Source organism: Pseudoflavonifractor sp. HCP28S3_F10 (assembly GCF_052065415.1).
In the GTDB taxonomy this organism is placed as follows: Bacteria; Bacillota; Clostridia; order Oscillospirales; family Oscillospiraceae; genus Pseudoflavonifractor_A.
The window spans coordinates 1-13,356 of the sequence record NZ_JBQHUB010000049.1; the positions used below are offsets into that span (position 1 = coordinate 1).

Consider the following 13,356-nt stretch of genomic DNA (forward strand, 5'->3'; position numbering starts at 1 on the left):
ACCGCCGCCCAGACAGCGGTTGACGCTGAAAAGTGGATAGGTCTGATGAAACAGTATGTCAATCCCACAGAATTGACGGCTGAACTTCTGAATACGCTGATTGAAAAAATCCTTGTCCATGAAGCGGTCAAAAGTGAGGACGGAAGCCGGGAACAGGAAGTGGAAATCTTCTACCGCTTTATCGGCAAAATCGAATGACACATCTTGAGATACCCAACAATATCTTTAACTAAGGGAAACGGGCCAGGGATGTCCCGATGTATCTTTACTCAGCGCCCTCTCCGCCCGGCTGGGGGTGGATCTGGAGCGGATGCTCTCCGGGGACCTGGAACCCAACCGGGAGAAGGGAGACAGTATGAAACGAGTACGATTTTTTATGTGCCCCACCTGCGGAAATGTGATCACCGCGGCGGGGGAGGCGTCGGTATCCTGCTGCGGACGGCGGCTGCTTCCCATGGAGCCCCAAAAGGCCGACGAGAGCCACCGGATCAGCGCCGAGGCGGTGGAGGACGAGTGGTTCCTGACCGCGGAGCACCCTATGGAGAAGGGACATCACATTGCCTTTGTGGCCTGGGTCACGGCGGAGCGGATGACCCTGATCCGGACCTATCCCGAGTGGGAACTGCAGGTGCGTATCCCCAAGCGGGGACATGGAAAGCTGGTCTGGGGCTGCACGAAGCACGGTGCATTTTATCAGCTGCTGTAGGCAGGAAAAAGCTGGACCAAAATGGACAAAAAAGGGAAATATTCACAAATGTTTTGACTAATCTCTCACGATAGGCTATAGTGTAGCAGAGGAGAAATCTGCATTTGAGAGGAGAAGCTATGGCCAAGAGAGACAGACGTAAGGTCCCTGCGGGTCAGGGGCACCAGAACGGGGGCTTCCGCTCCAATCTGGGATTTGTACTGGCCTGCGTGGGTTCCGCGGTGGGCATGGGAAATATCTGGATGTTTCCTTACCGGGTGGGACAGTACGGAGGCGGTGCGTTTCTGATCCCCTATATCCTGTTTGTAGCCCTGTTCGGGCTGGTGGGCCTGTCGGCGGAGTTTGCCATCGGCCGGCGGGCCGGGACGGGTACCCTGGGCTCCTATGAGTACTGCTGGGCCCGGCGGGGAAAGGGAAAGCTGGGGTACCTCCTGGGATGGATCCCGCTGATGGGTTCCCTGGGGATCGCCATCGGGTACGCCATCATCGTGGGATGGGTCACCCGCTCCCTGGCAGGTTCTCTGACCGGGGCCATCCTGACCGAGGACGCGGCGGGCTTTTTTGCCCAGGCCACCGGCGAGTTCGGCAGCCTGCCCTGGCATGTGATCGTGATCGCGGCGGCAGGGGCCATCCTGATGTTCGGAATGACGGGCGGTATCGAAAAGATCAATAAAGTGCTGATGCCCGCCTTTTTTATCCTGTTTGCCATTTTGGCGGTGCGGGTGGCCCTGCTGCCGGGGGCGGCGGAAGGCTATAAATTTCTGCTGGTCCCGGACTGGAGCGACCTGCTGAAGATCGATACCTGGGTCATGGCCATGGGACAGGCTTTCTTCTCCCTGTCCATCACGGGTTCGGGCATGATCGTGTACGGAACCTACCTCTCCAAGGACGCTGATATCCCCCGGGCGTCGGTACGCACAGCGGTCTTTGATACCCTGGCTGCCATGATGGCGGCGCTGGCCATCATGCCCGCCGTCTTTGCTTTCGGGATCGAGCCCAATGCCGGGCCTCCGCTGATGTTCATCACGCTGCCCAATATTTTCCGGCAGATGCCCATGGGACAGTTCTTCGCGGTGCTCTTTTTCCTGTCGGTGGTATTCGCGGGGATTACCAGCCTGATCAATATGTTCGAGGCGGTCAGCGAATCCTGGCAGAACCGGTTCCATCTGTCCAGAAAAGCGGCCGTGACCCTGTGTGTGGGTCTGGCGCTGGCCGTGGGCGTCTTTTTGGAGGCCGAGCCCAAGGTGGGGAGCTGGATGGACTTTATCACCATCATCGTGGTCCCGCTGGGAGCGGTGCTGGGCGCCATATCGGTCTACTATGTCCTGGGCTTTGACGAGATCAAGGAGGAGCTGGAGACCGGCCGGGACAAGTCCCTGCCCCGCGCCTTCCGGTTCCTGGCGAAATATGTGTATGTCCCCCTGTCGGTGATCGTATTTATTCTGGGCCTTGTGTACGGGGGGATCGGATAAAAGCGGGGAACGCCCCTGGATAGTGAGTAAGCCGCCGCAGACAGTGTCTGCGGCGGCTTTTTCCGTGTCCGGCTTCAGGGCGTGAGACCGTAGAAGGACCAGTCGGGGGCAGGGGACTGCCAGATCAGCGTATCTTCCGCATCGTAGCCCGAGAGGAGGACCAGATCGGGCTGCCGGGAGCGCCAGTTCCCTGTCATAGGCACATCGTCCAGCGGGCCGGCGGGGAACTGGAGCAGAAAGCAGCCATTTTCCGGTTGGCTGCACTCTGTGCCGAGGATCTGCCAGGCGTGGGAGCCGTCTCCCCGGTCCAAAAGGGCGGGAGCCCGGGCGGCGACGCGGACGATGCGGGGATCATGGGAGACCACCGCCAGGATATGACCGAAGTCCTCGTCCAGCAGGAGAGGGACCAGGGGAAGGTCAGGGTCCTCGGAAACAAAGCCCATGGCACCGCCGTCCGACTGCCAGAGGGGACCGGAGCGGCCCACTCCTCCCCAGGCGAGCAGCCCGTCCGAGCGGGCCACATAGTAGCGGGACCAGAAGGCCCCCTCCGGCTGGGCAGTGAAGAGGATCTCTCCGGGGCCATAGAGGTACCGCCGCTCCAGGGCGCGGTAGGCCTGCAGGCCGGTAAAGCAGGGAAAATCCAGCAGAGTATAGGCCAGAAGCAGTGCCAGCAGGGCCAGCGGGAGGTCCCGGCGGAGGGTCTGCCGCCAGCTGAGAGGCGGATGGAGCTGCTTTTTCACGGGGCGCCCCCTCCTTTCAGGTCCAGGAGGAAGGATACCCGGTAGCCGCCCCGGTCATAGAACAGGGTGAGAGTGGAGGCCTCCGCCGGGATGGAGCGGACCTCCACCAGGCAGACAGTGGAGAAAAGGGTGGAGGGGGCGGAGGAAACGTCCATCTCCCAGAACGCCGGGTAGTCGGGATACCAGCCCCCGTAGCGGTTTCCCAGGTCGTCCTCCCCCGCCAGAGAACGGAGGAACGCCGGGGGGCGCAGCCAGGGGGAGTGCCGCACGCGGAGGAGCAGGGACAGGGTACGATCCTCCCCGCCGGAGAGGACGGCCCGCTCCGCCGTAAGGGTATAGCCCCCGGCAGAGAGGACCGGGCCGGGAGACCAGTCGGCCAGGGCGGAGAGGGCCTCTGTCCCGATCTGATCCTCCAGGCGCTGGATGGCTGCGGCGCGCTGGCGGTGCTCCTCCAGAGCGGCGCTGCCCCGGCCGGCGGCCAGAAGGAGCAGAAGGACCACAATGAGCAGCAGTGCCCGGTGGAGCCAGAGCCGCAGACAGCCCCAGAAGGGGGAATAGAGGGCGTCCATGGCCCGGCCCAGCTCTCCGGCATCCCCCATGGCCAGGACGGCCTGCTCCGCCGCCTCCTCCGGAGAGAGGCCCCGTTCCATCAGGGCGGCGGCGTGGTCCTCCATATGGGCGGCGAGCTCGGCGGAGATGGCGGCGCGGGCGGGCTTGAAGCGCACATGGGCGCACACCCGGCTGCAGAATTCCTCGTAAGCAGGAATGGGCATGGCGGCCACCCTATGCCGGGGACAGGGCGCCGCCGCCCTCCGCCACAATGGCGTTGACCATTTTGCTGAAGCTCTGCCACTCCGCTTTTTTGCTGTCCAGAAGGCGCAGGCCTGTCCGGGTGATGTGGTAGTATTTGCGGGTGCGGCCGGAGGGGGCCTCCTTCTCATAGGAGCTGACAGCCCCTTCCCGTTCCAGACCGTGGAGGATGGGGTAGAGGGTGCCTTCTTTCAGGGTGAAGGTGTGGTCGCTCTTTTCCTCCAGGGCGGCGATCATCTCGTATCCGTACTTGTCGCCGGAGGAGAGCAGGGAGAGGACCAGCAGGGTGGTGCTGCCAGAGAGCAGGTTTTTGTCGGCTTTCATGGATGGGCTCCTTTCTGAGATAAATACCTCGGCAATCTAGGTATAGTATACCTGGATTGCCGAGGTATGTCAAGGGAAGAAAGGCTCTGCTTTATATAAAAACCAAATGGGCGGAGCGGAACATATAGATAAGAGAAATTTGTAAAATTGCATAAAAATGATACAATAAAACAAGAAAGTTTCTCAAAAAAATACTGTCCAAACGCAGAAAAATACGGAAAAAGGAAGGTGCCTGAAATGGCTGATTACCGCGAGATGTGGAAGAGTCTGGACATGGATCTGGAGGTGCATGACCAGCTGTGCGAGGTGCTGCCCGGCATGTTCAGCGAGGTGTATCTCTCCCAGGAGAACCGGCCCGAGGCCATGGATTATTACAATTTCGTGATCGCGGAGATCCACGGCGTCCGCCCGGCGGAGCTCATCGAGCACCAGAAGAAGGGCGGGAAGGTCTTTGGCACCTTCTGCGTCTATGTGCCTGACGAGATCGTCTTTGCCGCCGATGCCATCGCCACCGGACTGTGCGGCGGCTCCCAGTTCTGGGTGCCCGGCGGCGAGAAGGTGCTGCCCGTCAACACCTGCCCCCTTATCAAGGCCAGCGTGGGCGCCCGGCTGGACCGGACCTGCCCCTTCTTCCGCATCGCCGATATGTACGTGGGCGAGACCACCTGCGACGGCAAGAAGAAGGCCTGGGAGATCCTGGGCGAGGATGTGCCTACTTACGTCATGCAGCTGCCCCAGATGAAGCGGGCCAGGGACATTGCCGCCTGGGCCGACGAGATCCGGGCGTTCAAGGACAAGGTGGAGGAGGTCACGGGCAATACCATCACCGCTGAAAAGCTCTCCGCCGCCATCAAGCTCATCAACGACAAGCGCCGCGCTCTGGCCAGGCTGTACGAGCTGCGGAAGAACGAGAAGCTGCCCATCAGCGGCAAGGACGCGCTGGTCATCTCCCAGATCGCCTTCTACGACGACCCCACCCGCTTTACCCAGATGACCAACAAGCTCTGCGACGAGCTGGACCAGCGGGTAAAGGACGGCGTGTCGGTGTTCCCGGCGGGCACCAAGCGCATCCTGCTCACCGGCACCCCCCTGGCCGTGCCCAACTGGAAGCTCCACCACATCATCGAGACCAGCGGCGGCGCTGTGGTGGCTGAGGAGATGTGTACCGGCACCCGCTATTTCGAGCGCCTGACCGACGAGAGCCAGACCACCCTGGACGGCCAGATCGACGCCCTGGCCCAGCGCTACATGGGTATCAACTGCGCCTGCTTCACCCCCAACACCGCCCGCATCGACGACATCCTGCGCCTGGTGGACGAGTATCACGCCGACGGCGTCATCGACGTGAATTTGAAGTTCTGTTCCCTGTACGACACCGAGGGCTACAGCGTGGAGCGGGCCCTGAAGGAGAAGGGCATCCCCGTTCTGGGGCTGGAGACCGACTATACCGACACCGACGCCGGCCAGCTGCGCACCCGCATCGGCGCTTTCCTGGAGATCCTGGGCGAGTAAGATGGAACAGCAGGAGCGCAGGATGCTCGGCTACGTGCTCTTTCCCAACCACACCGAGGCCATGCGGCTCTACGAGCGGCTCAAGCGGGAGAAGGTGCGCTGTACCATGGCCCCCACTCCCCGGGAGTGCAGCGTGTGCTGCGGCGTGTCAGTCCGGCTGGAGCAGGTGGAGGACATCCCCCGGGTGGAGGAGTATGCCCGGCAGGAGGGTGTGACAGTGGACCGGATCGAACAGCTCCCCGTGCCGGGGAAGAGCATCTGGTAAATTTGCCTGAAACGGCAGCGGCCGCCCCGTCCATATGGACGGGGCGGCCTTTTATGGTAAAATAGCTTCACTTAGCGAGCCGTCGCACCAGCGATGGAGAGATTAGTGAAGCTTGTGCCCGTGGCAGAATGGAGAAAAAACAGCGGAGGGGAAATGGAATGCCGCCCCTTCTCCGTCTAATGGGCAGAAAGGGGGGAGGACGCCTTGAAGGAACAGGAATTCGTGGAGCGGCTGGAGGTGCTGAAGGGCCGCCTCTACCGCACGGCCCTGCTCTATCTGGGCGGGGAGGCGGCCGCCCTGGACGCGGTGGACGAGGCGGTGTACCGGGGGCTGGTCTCCTGCGGCCGGCTGCGGCAGGAGGAGTTTTTCACCACATGGATCACCCGCATCCTTATCAACGTGTGCAACGACGAGCTGCGCCGGCGCAGGCGGGAGATCGCGGTGGAGGAGCTGCCTGAGACGGCGGCGGAGGCCTTTGACGCCCTGCCCCTGCGGGACGCGGTGGCCCGCCTGCCCCGGGAGCTGCGGGCGGTGGTGGTACTGCGGTACTTCTCGGGCTATACCCTGGAGGAGACCGCCCGGGCGCTGAAGACCCGGGTGGGCACGGTGTCCACCCGGCAGAGGAAAGCGCTGGCCCTGCTTCGGCTGGAGCTGGCCGACGGAGAGGAGGTTTGACCATGGATCGCAAACAGGAATATGAAGCGCTGCTGCAGGCGCTGGAGGAGACCCCTCCCGCCCTGGAGTATACCGTGCAGCGGGCCCGGACACGGAAAAAGCGCCGCCGGGCCGGGCGCATCCTGGGTATCCCGGCGGCCAGCCTGGCAGGCGTGTTCACGGCCTTCGTGGTGCTGGTGAACACCTCCATGCCCTTTGCCATGGCCTGCGGGAATATCCCGGGCCTCAGGGAGCTGACCGCCGCTGTGGCCCTCTCCCCCAGCCTGAAGGAGGCGGTGGAGCACGACTACGCCCAGTATATCGGCCAGTCCCAGACCGACAACGGCATCACCCTGGAGCTGTCCTATCTGATCCTGGACCCGGCCCAGATGAACTTCTTCCTGAAGGTCACGGGGCCGGAGGAATACGATATGTACGAGATCCGGGCGAAGTTTGAGGACGCGGATGGGGACGAGCTCACGGGCTGCGGCAGCATCATGAACAGCTTCGGACCGGGCGAGCTGACCAACGCCGTGTCCCTTCACATCAGCGACGACAGCTTCCGCTTCCCCGAGCGGATGCGCATGACCTGCCAGGTGGCCGGATGGGACAATACCCCCGAGCCGGGCCGGGCCCCCGAGGTGGAGCCGGGCGGGGAGGAATACGACCCCCGGGACGAGTGGAAGCCCCAGGCCACATTTACCTTCGAGCTCTCTCTGGACACCAGCCGTCTCAATGACTGCGTGAGCATCCCGGCAGGGGACTGGGTGGAGGTGGACGGGCAGAAGCTCCGCTTCTCTCTGGACAGTTATATTACCCAGGGCCGCCTGACGGTGGAGGAGCACCCGGACAACACCGCCTCCCTGAAGGGACTGGATTTCTATCTGGAGGACGAGAAGGGCCGGCGGTATGAGAATACCCCCTCCAACGGCCTGAGCGCCCTCGGAGCCTCCTATGTGTGCGACACCACCTATTATGACCGGCCGGAGCACGTCACCGCCTGCCTGCGCAGCGTCACATGGCTGGAGGAAGGCCGGGAGTTTGTGACGGTGGACCTGGAGCGGGGCGTCGCCCTGGAAGAGCTGCCCCGGGGGGTGCAGCTCTTCACCCACCGGGATGGGGAGGATATGGAGATCGCTCTGGCCGCCCCCTACCGGCCGGGCAAACCGAACTGCTGCTATCAGGTGGCCTCGTGGGACTACCGGGATCCGGAGGGCGGTGAGCACCGGCTCAGCAGCTCGGGCACCCTGACCGGCGGCTATCTGCCCTGGGATGCGCCGGAGGAGGAGCGGCGGCGGGTGGAGGGATTCACCGAGTGCCTGACCCTGCCGGACTACCCCTGGGATACGGTGGAGCTGGGGATGAGCTTTTCCCGCCACACGACCTTTGAAGCGCCTGTGCGCATCCACCTGACTTGAACGGTATTAAAAATAAGAAATGGCCGCCCTGACCGGCGGCCATTTCTGCGTGAAAGAGGGAAAATACAGCGGGAGAAACAGGCTCAGGCCTGCAGGTCTCCCTCCAGCACCATCTGCTTATATTCCAGGAAACGGAAGCCCAGCCGCTCATAGAGCCGGATGGCGTCCCGGTTGCTGTCGGTGACCTCCAGCCGGACCCGGAGGTGATTGGGGTAATTCTCCTTGATCCAGCGAAAGACCTGGGTGCCGTAGCCCTTGCCCCGGCACTGGGGGGTGAAGTACATCTCCTCAAAAAAGACGCAGCGTCCCCCCACCTCGCCGGAGTAACACTCGGTCACATAGGCGTAGCCCACGGCCTGGCCGTCCTCGGCCAGGACCAGGCCCCGCAGCAGGGGCTCGTCCGGGTCCACGGCGGCGCGGAAGGTCCGCTCCAGCACGGCGGGGTCCACCTCGTGCTCCACGGCGGGACTGTGGTAAAAGGTCTCCACCATGGGCATGACGGCGTCACGGTCGGCGGCGGTCATGGGTCTGATCTCAAACATGTCTGGTTCCTCCTGTTTTTCGTGGTGTGCCCTGATCTGATGAGGGCGTGGTCAGTTGAAGATGTCGGCCTGCTCCCGGAAGAGGCGGGCCACCTGCTCCCGCAGGGGAGCGTGCTCCGGCCGCTCCAGCCCCGGGTCCCAGGACAGCAGAGCCTGGGCGGCCTCCTGTGCCTCCTTCAGCACCCGGGTGTCCCCGGCCAGGTCGGCGATGCGGAGCTGGGGCAGGCCATGCTGGCGGCGGCCGAAGAAATCGCCGGGGCCCCGGAGTTTCAGGTCCTCCTCGGCGATGCGGAAGCCGTCGGTGGTGTCGGTGAGCACCTTCAGCCGGGCGCGGGTCTCGGGATTCCGGTTGGCGGTGACCAGCACGCAGTAGGACTGGTGCTTTCCCCGTCCCACCCGGCCCCGGAGCTGGTGGAGCTGGGAGAGGCCGAAGCGGTCGGCGTTCTCCACGATGATGAGGGAGGCGTTGGGTACGTCCACCCCTACCTCGATGACGGTGGTGGACACCAGAACCTGGGTCTCTCCGGCGGCGAAGGCGGCCATGGCGGCCTCCTTGTCCCGGGGCTTGAGCTTTCCGTGGACGAAGCCCACCCGCAGGTCGGGGAAGATATGCTCCCGCAGCTCCCGGGCGTAGGCGGTGACTGCCTTCAGATCGGCAAAGCCGGGGGCTTCTCCGGGGGCCTCCTCCGCCGGGGCATCCTCCACCGCGGGACAGACGATGTAGACCTGGCGGCCCAGCTCCACCTGTTTTCGGACGAAGCCGTACATCCGCTGCCGCTTGTCCTCTCCCACCAGAAAGGTCTCCACCGGTGTGCGGCCGGGGGGAAGCTGGTCGATGACGCTCACGTCCAGGTCGCCGTAGATGATGAGGGCCAGGGTCCGGGGGATGGGGGTGGCCGACATGACCAGTACGTGGGGGGAGAGCCGGGCACCCCCGTCCCCGGCCCCTCCCTTGGCGGCCAGGGCCGCCCGCTGGGCCACGCCGAAACGGTGCTGCTCATCGGTGACCACCAGGCCCAGCCGGGCGAAGTCCACCCCCTCGGAGAGAAGGGCGTGGGTGCCGATGAGAAGGTCGATCTCCCCGGCGGCCAGGGCGGCGCGGAGACGCCGCTTTTCTCCCGGGCGCATGGACCCGGTGAGGAGCCCCGGCCGCATCCCGGCGGGGGCAAGAAGGGACGAGAGGGTGCGGAAGTGTTGCTCGGCCAAAATCTCGGTGGGGGCCATCAGAGCGGACTGCCATCCGGATTTCCAGGCCAGGAAGCAGCAGGCCGCCGCCACCATGGTCTTGCCCGAGCCCACGTCCCCCTGGACCAGCCGGTTCATGGGCCGGCCGGAGGCGCAGTCAGCCGCGGCCTCGGCGATGGCCTTTTTCTGTGCGCCGGTGAGCCGGAAGGGGGGCAGGGCGTAAAAGGGCTCCAGGTCCTGAACGCGGAACACCGGGCCCTCTCCCAGGTCCCGCCGGGCGCGGAGGAGGGAGAGCCCGCAGGAGAGATAGAAGAGTTCCTCAAAGATAAGCCGCCGCCGGGCCAGGTCCAACGCATTCTCGTCGGCGGGAAAGTGGATGTTCCGGTAGGAAAACTCGGCCGCCGCCAGGGCGTGCTCCTGCCGCACCGGGGCGGGCAGGATCTCGGGCATGGCCCCGGCACATTCCTCCACGCAGCGGAGGGTCAGCCCGGCCAGACGGTTGTTGGAGATGCCCGCCGTCAGGGGATAGACCGGCATGATGCGCCCGGTGAACCGGGCTCGGTCCTCCGGCTCAAAGACCGGGTTGTTCATCTGCCGACGCTGGCCGAAGCCGGTGACGGTGCCGTAGAAGATATAGGCCTCGCCGGGAATCAGGGCGTTTTTCACATAGCTCTGGTTGAAGAAGGTCACGTCCATGGCCCCCGAGGCGTCCACCGCCCGGACCTTGGTCAATTCCAGGCCCTTGCGGATGTAGGACACCCGTGGCGTGTCTGCCACCATGGCGGCCACGCACACCGGCTGTCCCTCAGGTGCCTGGCGGATGGCGGTACGCGTCCGCCGGTCCTCGTAGTCCCGGGGGAAGTAGCGCAGCAGGTCCTCCACCGTGGCAAGGCCCAGCTTGCCCAGGCCCCTGGCCCGGGCCTCACCGATGCCGGGCAGGGCCTGTACCCCGTCCCGCAGCGTCAATCCCATGGCGTTCCCTCCTTTCCTGCGGCGTTTTGATACAGTTTAGCACAGATCGGATGGCCGGGCAACTCCCGGCCGGCGCCTGACAGCTGTCAAGCTGCCGGTAACAGAATACGGAGCACCAACAAAAAGCGCACGGACTGGTTCCGTGCGCTTTTTATGCTCGTTATGTTCAAAAATGGGGATCAAAACGGATGAGGTCACTTGGTCACGGTGACCTTGTTGAGGCCCGCAGGAGAGTCGGGATTCAGGCCTTTGGAGAGGGAGAGGGCGCAGCAGAAGGACTGGATCACGGGGACGGCGGCAAGGGCGCCCCACAGTCCCTCGCAGCGGTCGGGCAGCAGGATATGGCTGGGCTGGCGCGCAGCCAGCTCCTGCCGGTTGGTCACCAGCAGGATGGGAGCGCCGACAGCCTCCATCCGGTCGATGAGCTGAACCATGTCGTCGTTGGTGCTGCGGTCAAACGCGAGGAGCAGGGCGGGTACCGAGGGATCGACCATGGCGATGGGGCCATGGAGGAAATTGCTGCCGGGGAAGGCATGTGCGCGTACCGCGCAGGTCTCCTGGCATTTCAGAGCCCACTCCTGGGCGATGGGGTAGGAATTGCCTCTGGCGAGGACGACGCAGTCGGTCATAGAGGAGAAGCGCTCCGCCAGAGCGGCCGCGGCGCCGGTAAGGTTGAGGCCGTCGGAGAAAATATCCTCCGCATGGGCGAGCAGAGAAAAGAGACTGTCATTTTGGGAGAGATGGGCGGCGACGGCCAGGACCAGGCTCAGCTGGGAAGCGAAGCTCTTGGTGGCGGAAACGCTCTTTTCCTCACCGGAGCAGCAGTCCAGACAGATCTGGGAGAGAGAGGCCAGGCGGGAGGAAGCAGAATTGGTGATGGCAGCGGCGATGCCGCCGCAGTCCCGGCCCCGGGCCGCGATCCCGCAGACGTCCAGACCCTCGCCGGATTGAGAAATGCCGATAACCAGGGAGTGAGAGAGATCCAGTTTGCCGGCGTACTTGGTGACTACGGACGGCTCCGCGATGGCGGTGGGAAGGCCGACGAATTCCTCAAACAGGTACTTTGCGAACGCGGCCGCGTGCAGGCTGGTCCCGCGGGCGGCCAGGACGATGCTGGAGGGCTGCGCTTTTTGTACAAGTGAGGACAGGGCGAGCAGCGCCTCCCGGTTCTCTTCCAGGCAGCGCACGGCCGCGTGGGCACATTCCCGAAGGTCCTGAAACATATAGGTCTCTTCCATAATCATATATGATTCCCCTTTTCGTATCATGATATACGTGCCGGATGGAAGCCAGTTTACCCGTTCGAGAAAGGCTATTCAATTCTAAAAAATATGCCGCAACGTTTTTTGCCAATGGAAGATAGTCATATGTTATCCGCGTTTTAAAAGTTTATAGCAAAATATAACATTTTGACCAATCAAATGGAACGCTAATAATATGTGATTAGTTGCCACAATTCACGCAAGAACGTGTAGAATTTGCAAATTAATGCGTGAATTAGTGGTGAAAGATGAAGAAGAGGGACAGTAATGGGACAGAGGGAAAGCGGATGGATCTATGGATGAGGGGCCGGAACACCGTCGGGCAAAAGGCAATAAAAACGACGTGCGGACTTGTTCCGCACGTCTTGTTTTATTATAATAAGACCAGCTCATACGGCCCTGATCAGATGCCGGAGCAAGGGAGGTCATTTTTTGGAAACCATTCTGAACTTTCTGCCCCTGACGGAAGAGGAGCAGGACCTTTTCCGCCTGGCGGCGCCGGAAGCAGAGCATCGCTTCCGCCCGGTGGACAACATGCTCAACGCCGGAGAGCCGCTGCCCGGCGATCTGGAGGAGGCCACCATTGTCCTGGGCAATATGTCCCCGGCCGATGTGGCGGCAGTGCCGGGCCTGAAGTGGCTCCAGACCTGGAGCGCAGGCGTGGATCCATATCTGGCCCCCGGCGTGCTCTCCGGAGGGACGGTGCTCACCTCGGCGGTGGGAGCTTACGGACAGGGCGTGTCCGAGCACATGTTCGCGGTGCTGCTCTCCCTGTGCAAGCGGTTGCCGCAGTACCGGGACCTGCAGAATCAAAGCCGCTGGGAGCCCTTGGGCCGTATCCTGACGTTGGCGGACAGCACAGTGCTGGTGGTGGGCACCGGCGACTTGGGCTCCTCCTTCGCCAAACTGGTGAAGGCCATGGGAGCCCATACGGTGGGCCTGCGGCGGGATCCCTCCAAACCGGCGGAGGGGATCGACGAGATGCACGCCTTTGACCGGCTGGAGGAGTGGCTGCCCCGGGCCGACGTGGTGGCCCTGATGGTGCCCCACAGCCCGGAGACCGACAACCTGATGGACGGGCGCCGGATCGCTTTGATGAAACCGGAGGCCATCCTCCTCAACGGCGGCAGGGGGAGCGCGGTGGACTGCGACGCCCTGGCTGCGGCCCTGGCGTCCGGCCATCTGTGGGGAGCCGGACTGGACGTGACCCGTCCGGAGCCGCTGCCGGAGGACCATCCCCTGTGGCAGCTCCCCAACTGTGTCATCACGCCCCATGTGGCGGGCGGGGAATACCTGGCCGTCACCCGCAGCCGGGTAGTGGATATCGTGCTGGACAACCTGCGGCGGTATACCGCGGGAGAGCCCCTGCGCAACCGGATGCGGTAAAAAATCGATCTGAAAACAGCAGGACCGGGGGGGGGGGGGGGCCCGCCCCGGGGCGCCATTATTAAATTATGTCTTTTGTGATGAACAGCCCCCCGCCGCCCGCCCCGC

Annotated in this window: 14 protein-coding genes; 8 read left to right on the forward strand and 6 right to left on the reverse strand. The window is 63.4% G+C overall.

Annotated elements, in window-relative coordinates; all coding sequences use genetic code 11:
- The 3 genes from ACTNBZ_RS13930 to ACTNBZ_RS13940 all read left to right on the forward strand — a co-directional run.
- On the forward strand, nucleotides 1-198 hold a 198-nt coding region (locus ACTNBZ_RS13930), incomplete at its 5' end, for a DUF4368 domain-containing protein (protein WP_441210842.1).
- 157 nt (nucleotides 199-355) lie between these two features.
- Nucleotides 356-706, forward strand: a complete 351-nt coding sequence (locus tag ACTNBZ_RS13935; protein WP_441210844.1) for a hypothetical protein — start codon at nucleotides 356-358, stop codon at nucleotides 704-706.
- A 119-nt stretch (nucleotides 707-825) separates the two neighbouring features.
- Nucleotides 826-2,178: a sodium-dependent transporter gene (locus ACTNBZ_RS13940; RefSeq protein WP_441210846.1), complete on the forward strand. Its 1,353-nt coding sequence runs from the start codon at nucleotides 826-828 to the stop codon at nucleotides 2,176-2,178.
- Nucleotides 2,179-2,252: 74 nt separating this feature from the next.
- On the opposite strand, the gene ACTNBZ_RS13945 is transcribed toward ACTNBZ_RS13940, so the two are convergent.
- The 3 genes from ACTNBZ_RS13945 to ACTNBZ_RS13955 are packed head-to-tail and all read right to left on the reverse strand — an operon-like array spanning nucleotide 2,253 to nucleotide 4,052.
- Nucleotides 2,253-2,918, reverse strand: coding sequence for a DUF5044 domain-containing protein (locus ACTNBZ_RS13945; RefSeq protein WP_441210848.1), 666 nt, complete (start codon nucleotides 2,916-2,918; stop codon nucleotides 2,253-2,255).
- Nucleotides 2,915-3,691 carry a permease prefix domain 1-containing protein gene (locus ACTNBZ_RS13950; protein WP_441210850.1) on the reverse strand — a complete coding sequence of 259 codons (777 nt, stop codon included), beginning with the start codon at nucleotides 3,689-3,691 and terminating at the stop codon, nucleotides 2,915-2,917. The genes ACTNBZ_RS13945 and ACTNBZ_RS13950 overlap by 4 nt, the downstream gene beginning before the upstream one ends.
- A 10-nt stretch (nucleotides 3,692-3,701) precedes the next feature.
- A complete protein-coding gene (locus tag ACTNBZ_RS13955; RefSeq protein WP_441210852.1) occupies nucleotides 3,702-4,052 on the reverse strand; it encodes a PadR family transcriptional regulator in 351 nt (116 codons plus the stop codon).
- 237 nt (nucleotides 4,053-4,289) lie between these two features.
- Between ACTNBZ_RS13955 and ACTNBZ_RS13960 the strand changes: the two genes are divergently transcribed.
- The 4 genes from ACTNBZ_RS13960 to ACTNBZ_RS13975 all read left to right on the forward strand — a co-directional run bounded on the left by ACTNBZ_RS13960 (nucleotide 4,290) and on the right by ACTNBZ_RS13975 (nucleotide 7,901).
- Complete coding sequence (locus ACTNBZ_RS13960) at nucleotides 4,290-5,564, forward strand: double-cubane-cluster-containing anaerobic reductase (protein ID WP_441210854.1); 1,275 nt, start codon at nucleotides 4,290-4,292, stop codon at nucleotides 5,562-5,564.
- 1 nt (nucleotide 5,565) lies between these two features.
- Nucleotides 5,566-5,829, forward strand: a complete 264-nt coding sequence (locus ACTNBZ_RS13965) for a DUF3343 domain-containing protein (RefSeq protein WP_441210856.1) — start codon at nucleotides 5,566-5,568, stop codon at nucleotides 5,827-5,829.
- Nucleotides 5,830-6,033: 204 nt separating this feature from the next.
- Complete coding sequence (locus ACTNBZ_RS13970) at nucleotides 6,034-6,504, forward strand: sigma-70 family RNA polymerase sigma factor (RefSeq protein WP_441210858.1); 471 nt, start codon at nucleotides 6,034-6,036, stop codon at nucleotides 6,502-6,504.
- Between the two features lie 2 nt (nucleotides 6,505-6,506).
- A complete protein-coding gene (locus tag ACTNBZ_RS13975) occupies nucleotides 6,507-7,901 on the forward strand; it encodes a DUF4179 domain-containing protein (protein ID WP_441210860.1) in 1,395 nt (464 codons plus the stop codon).
- A gap of 83 nt (nucleotides 7,902-7,984) precedes the next feature.
- On the opposite strand, the gene ACTNBZ_RS13980 is transcribed toward ACTNBZ_RS13975, so the two are convergent.
- The 3 genes from ACTNBZ_RS13980 to ACTNBZ_RS13990 form a co-directional block, all read right to left on the reverse strand.
- Complete coding sequence (locus ACTNBZ_RS13980) at nucleotides 7,985-8,443, reverse strand: N-acetyltransferase family protein (RefSeq protein ID WP_441210861.1); 459 nt, start codon at nucleotides 8,441-8,443, stop codon at nucleotides 7,985-7,987.
- Nucleotides 8,444-8,494: 51 nt separating this feature from the next.
- Nucleotides 8,495-10,600, reverse strand: coding sequence for an ATP-dependent DNA helicase RecG (recG, locus tag ACTNBZ_RS13985; RefSeq protein ID WP_441210863.1), 2,106 nt, complete (start codon nucleotides 10,598-10,600; stop codon nucleotides 8,495-8,497).
- Between the two features lie 194 nt (nucleotides 10,601-10,794).
- Nucleotides 10,795-11,844 carry an SIS domain-containing protein gene (locus ACTNBZ_RS13990; RefSeq protein WP_441210865.1) on the reverse strand — a complete coding sequence of 350 codons (1,050 nt, stop codon included), beginning with the start codon at nucleotides 11,842-11,844 and terminating at the stop codon, nucleotides 10,795-10,797.
- A 450-nt stretch (nucleotides 11,845-12,294) separates the two neighbouring features.
- On the opposite strand from ACTNBZ_RS13990, the gene ACTNBZ_RS13995 reads away from it, so the two are divergent.
- Entirely contained in the window at nucleotides 12,295-13,248 is a 954-nt protein-coding gene (locus tag ACTNBZ_RS13995) for a D-2-hydroxyacid dehydrogenase (protein ID WP_441210867.1), read from the forward strand.
- Nucleotides 13,249-13,356: the final 108 nt, after the last annotated feature.

Excerpts from the sequence above, each read along its gene's own strand:
- ACTNBZ_RS13935 (WP_441210844.1), top strand. The coding sequence starts at position 356 with ATGAAACGAGTACGATTTTTTATGTGCCCCACCTGCGGAAATGTGATC.
- ACTNBZ_RS13940 (WP_441210846.1), top strand. The coding sequence starts at position 826 with ATGGCCAAGAGAGACAGACGTAAGGTCCCTGCGGGTCAGGGGCACCAG.
- ACTNBZ_RS13950 (WP_441210850.1), bottom strand. The coding sequence starts at position 3,691 with ATGCCCATTCCTGCTTACGAGGAATTCTGCAGCCGGGTGTGCGCCCAT.
- ACTNBZ_RS13955 (WP_441210852.1), bottom strand. The coding sequence starts at position 4,052 with ATGAAAGCCGACAAAAACCTGCTCTCTGGCAGCACCACCCTGCTGGTC.
- ACTNBZ_RS13960 (WP_441210854.1), top strand. The coding sequence starts at position 4,290 with ATGGCTGATTACCGCGAGATGTGGAAGAGTCTGGACATGGATCTGGAG.
- ACTNBZ_RS13965 (WP_441210856.1), top strand. The coding sequence starts at position 5,566 with ATGGAACAGCAGGAGCGCAGGATGCTCGGCTACGTGCTCTTTCCCAAC.
- ACTNBZ_RS13975 (WP_441210860.1), top strand. The coding sequence starts at position 6,507 with ATGGATCGCAAACAGGAATATGAAGCGCTGCTGCAGGCGCTGGAGGAG.
- ACTNBZ_RS13980 (WP_441210861.1), bottom strand. The coding sequence starts at position 8,443 with ATGTTTGAGATCAGACCCATGACCGCCGCCGACCGTGACGCCGTCATG.
- recG (WP_441210863.1), bottom strand. The coding sequence starts at position 10,600 with ATGGGATTGACGCTGCGGGACGGGGTACAGGCCCTGCCCGGCATCGGT.
- ACTNBZ_RS13990 (WP_441210865.1), bottom strand. The coding sequence starts at position 11,844 with ATGATTATGGAAGAGACCTATATGTTTCAGGACCTTCGGGAATGTGCC.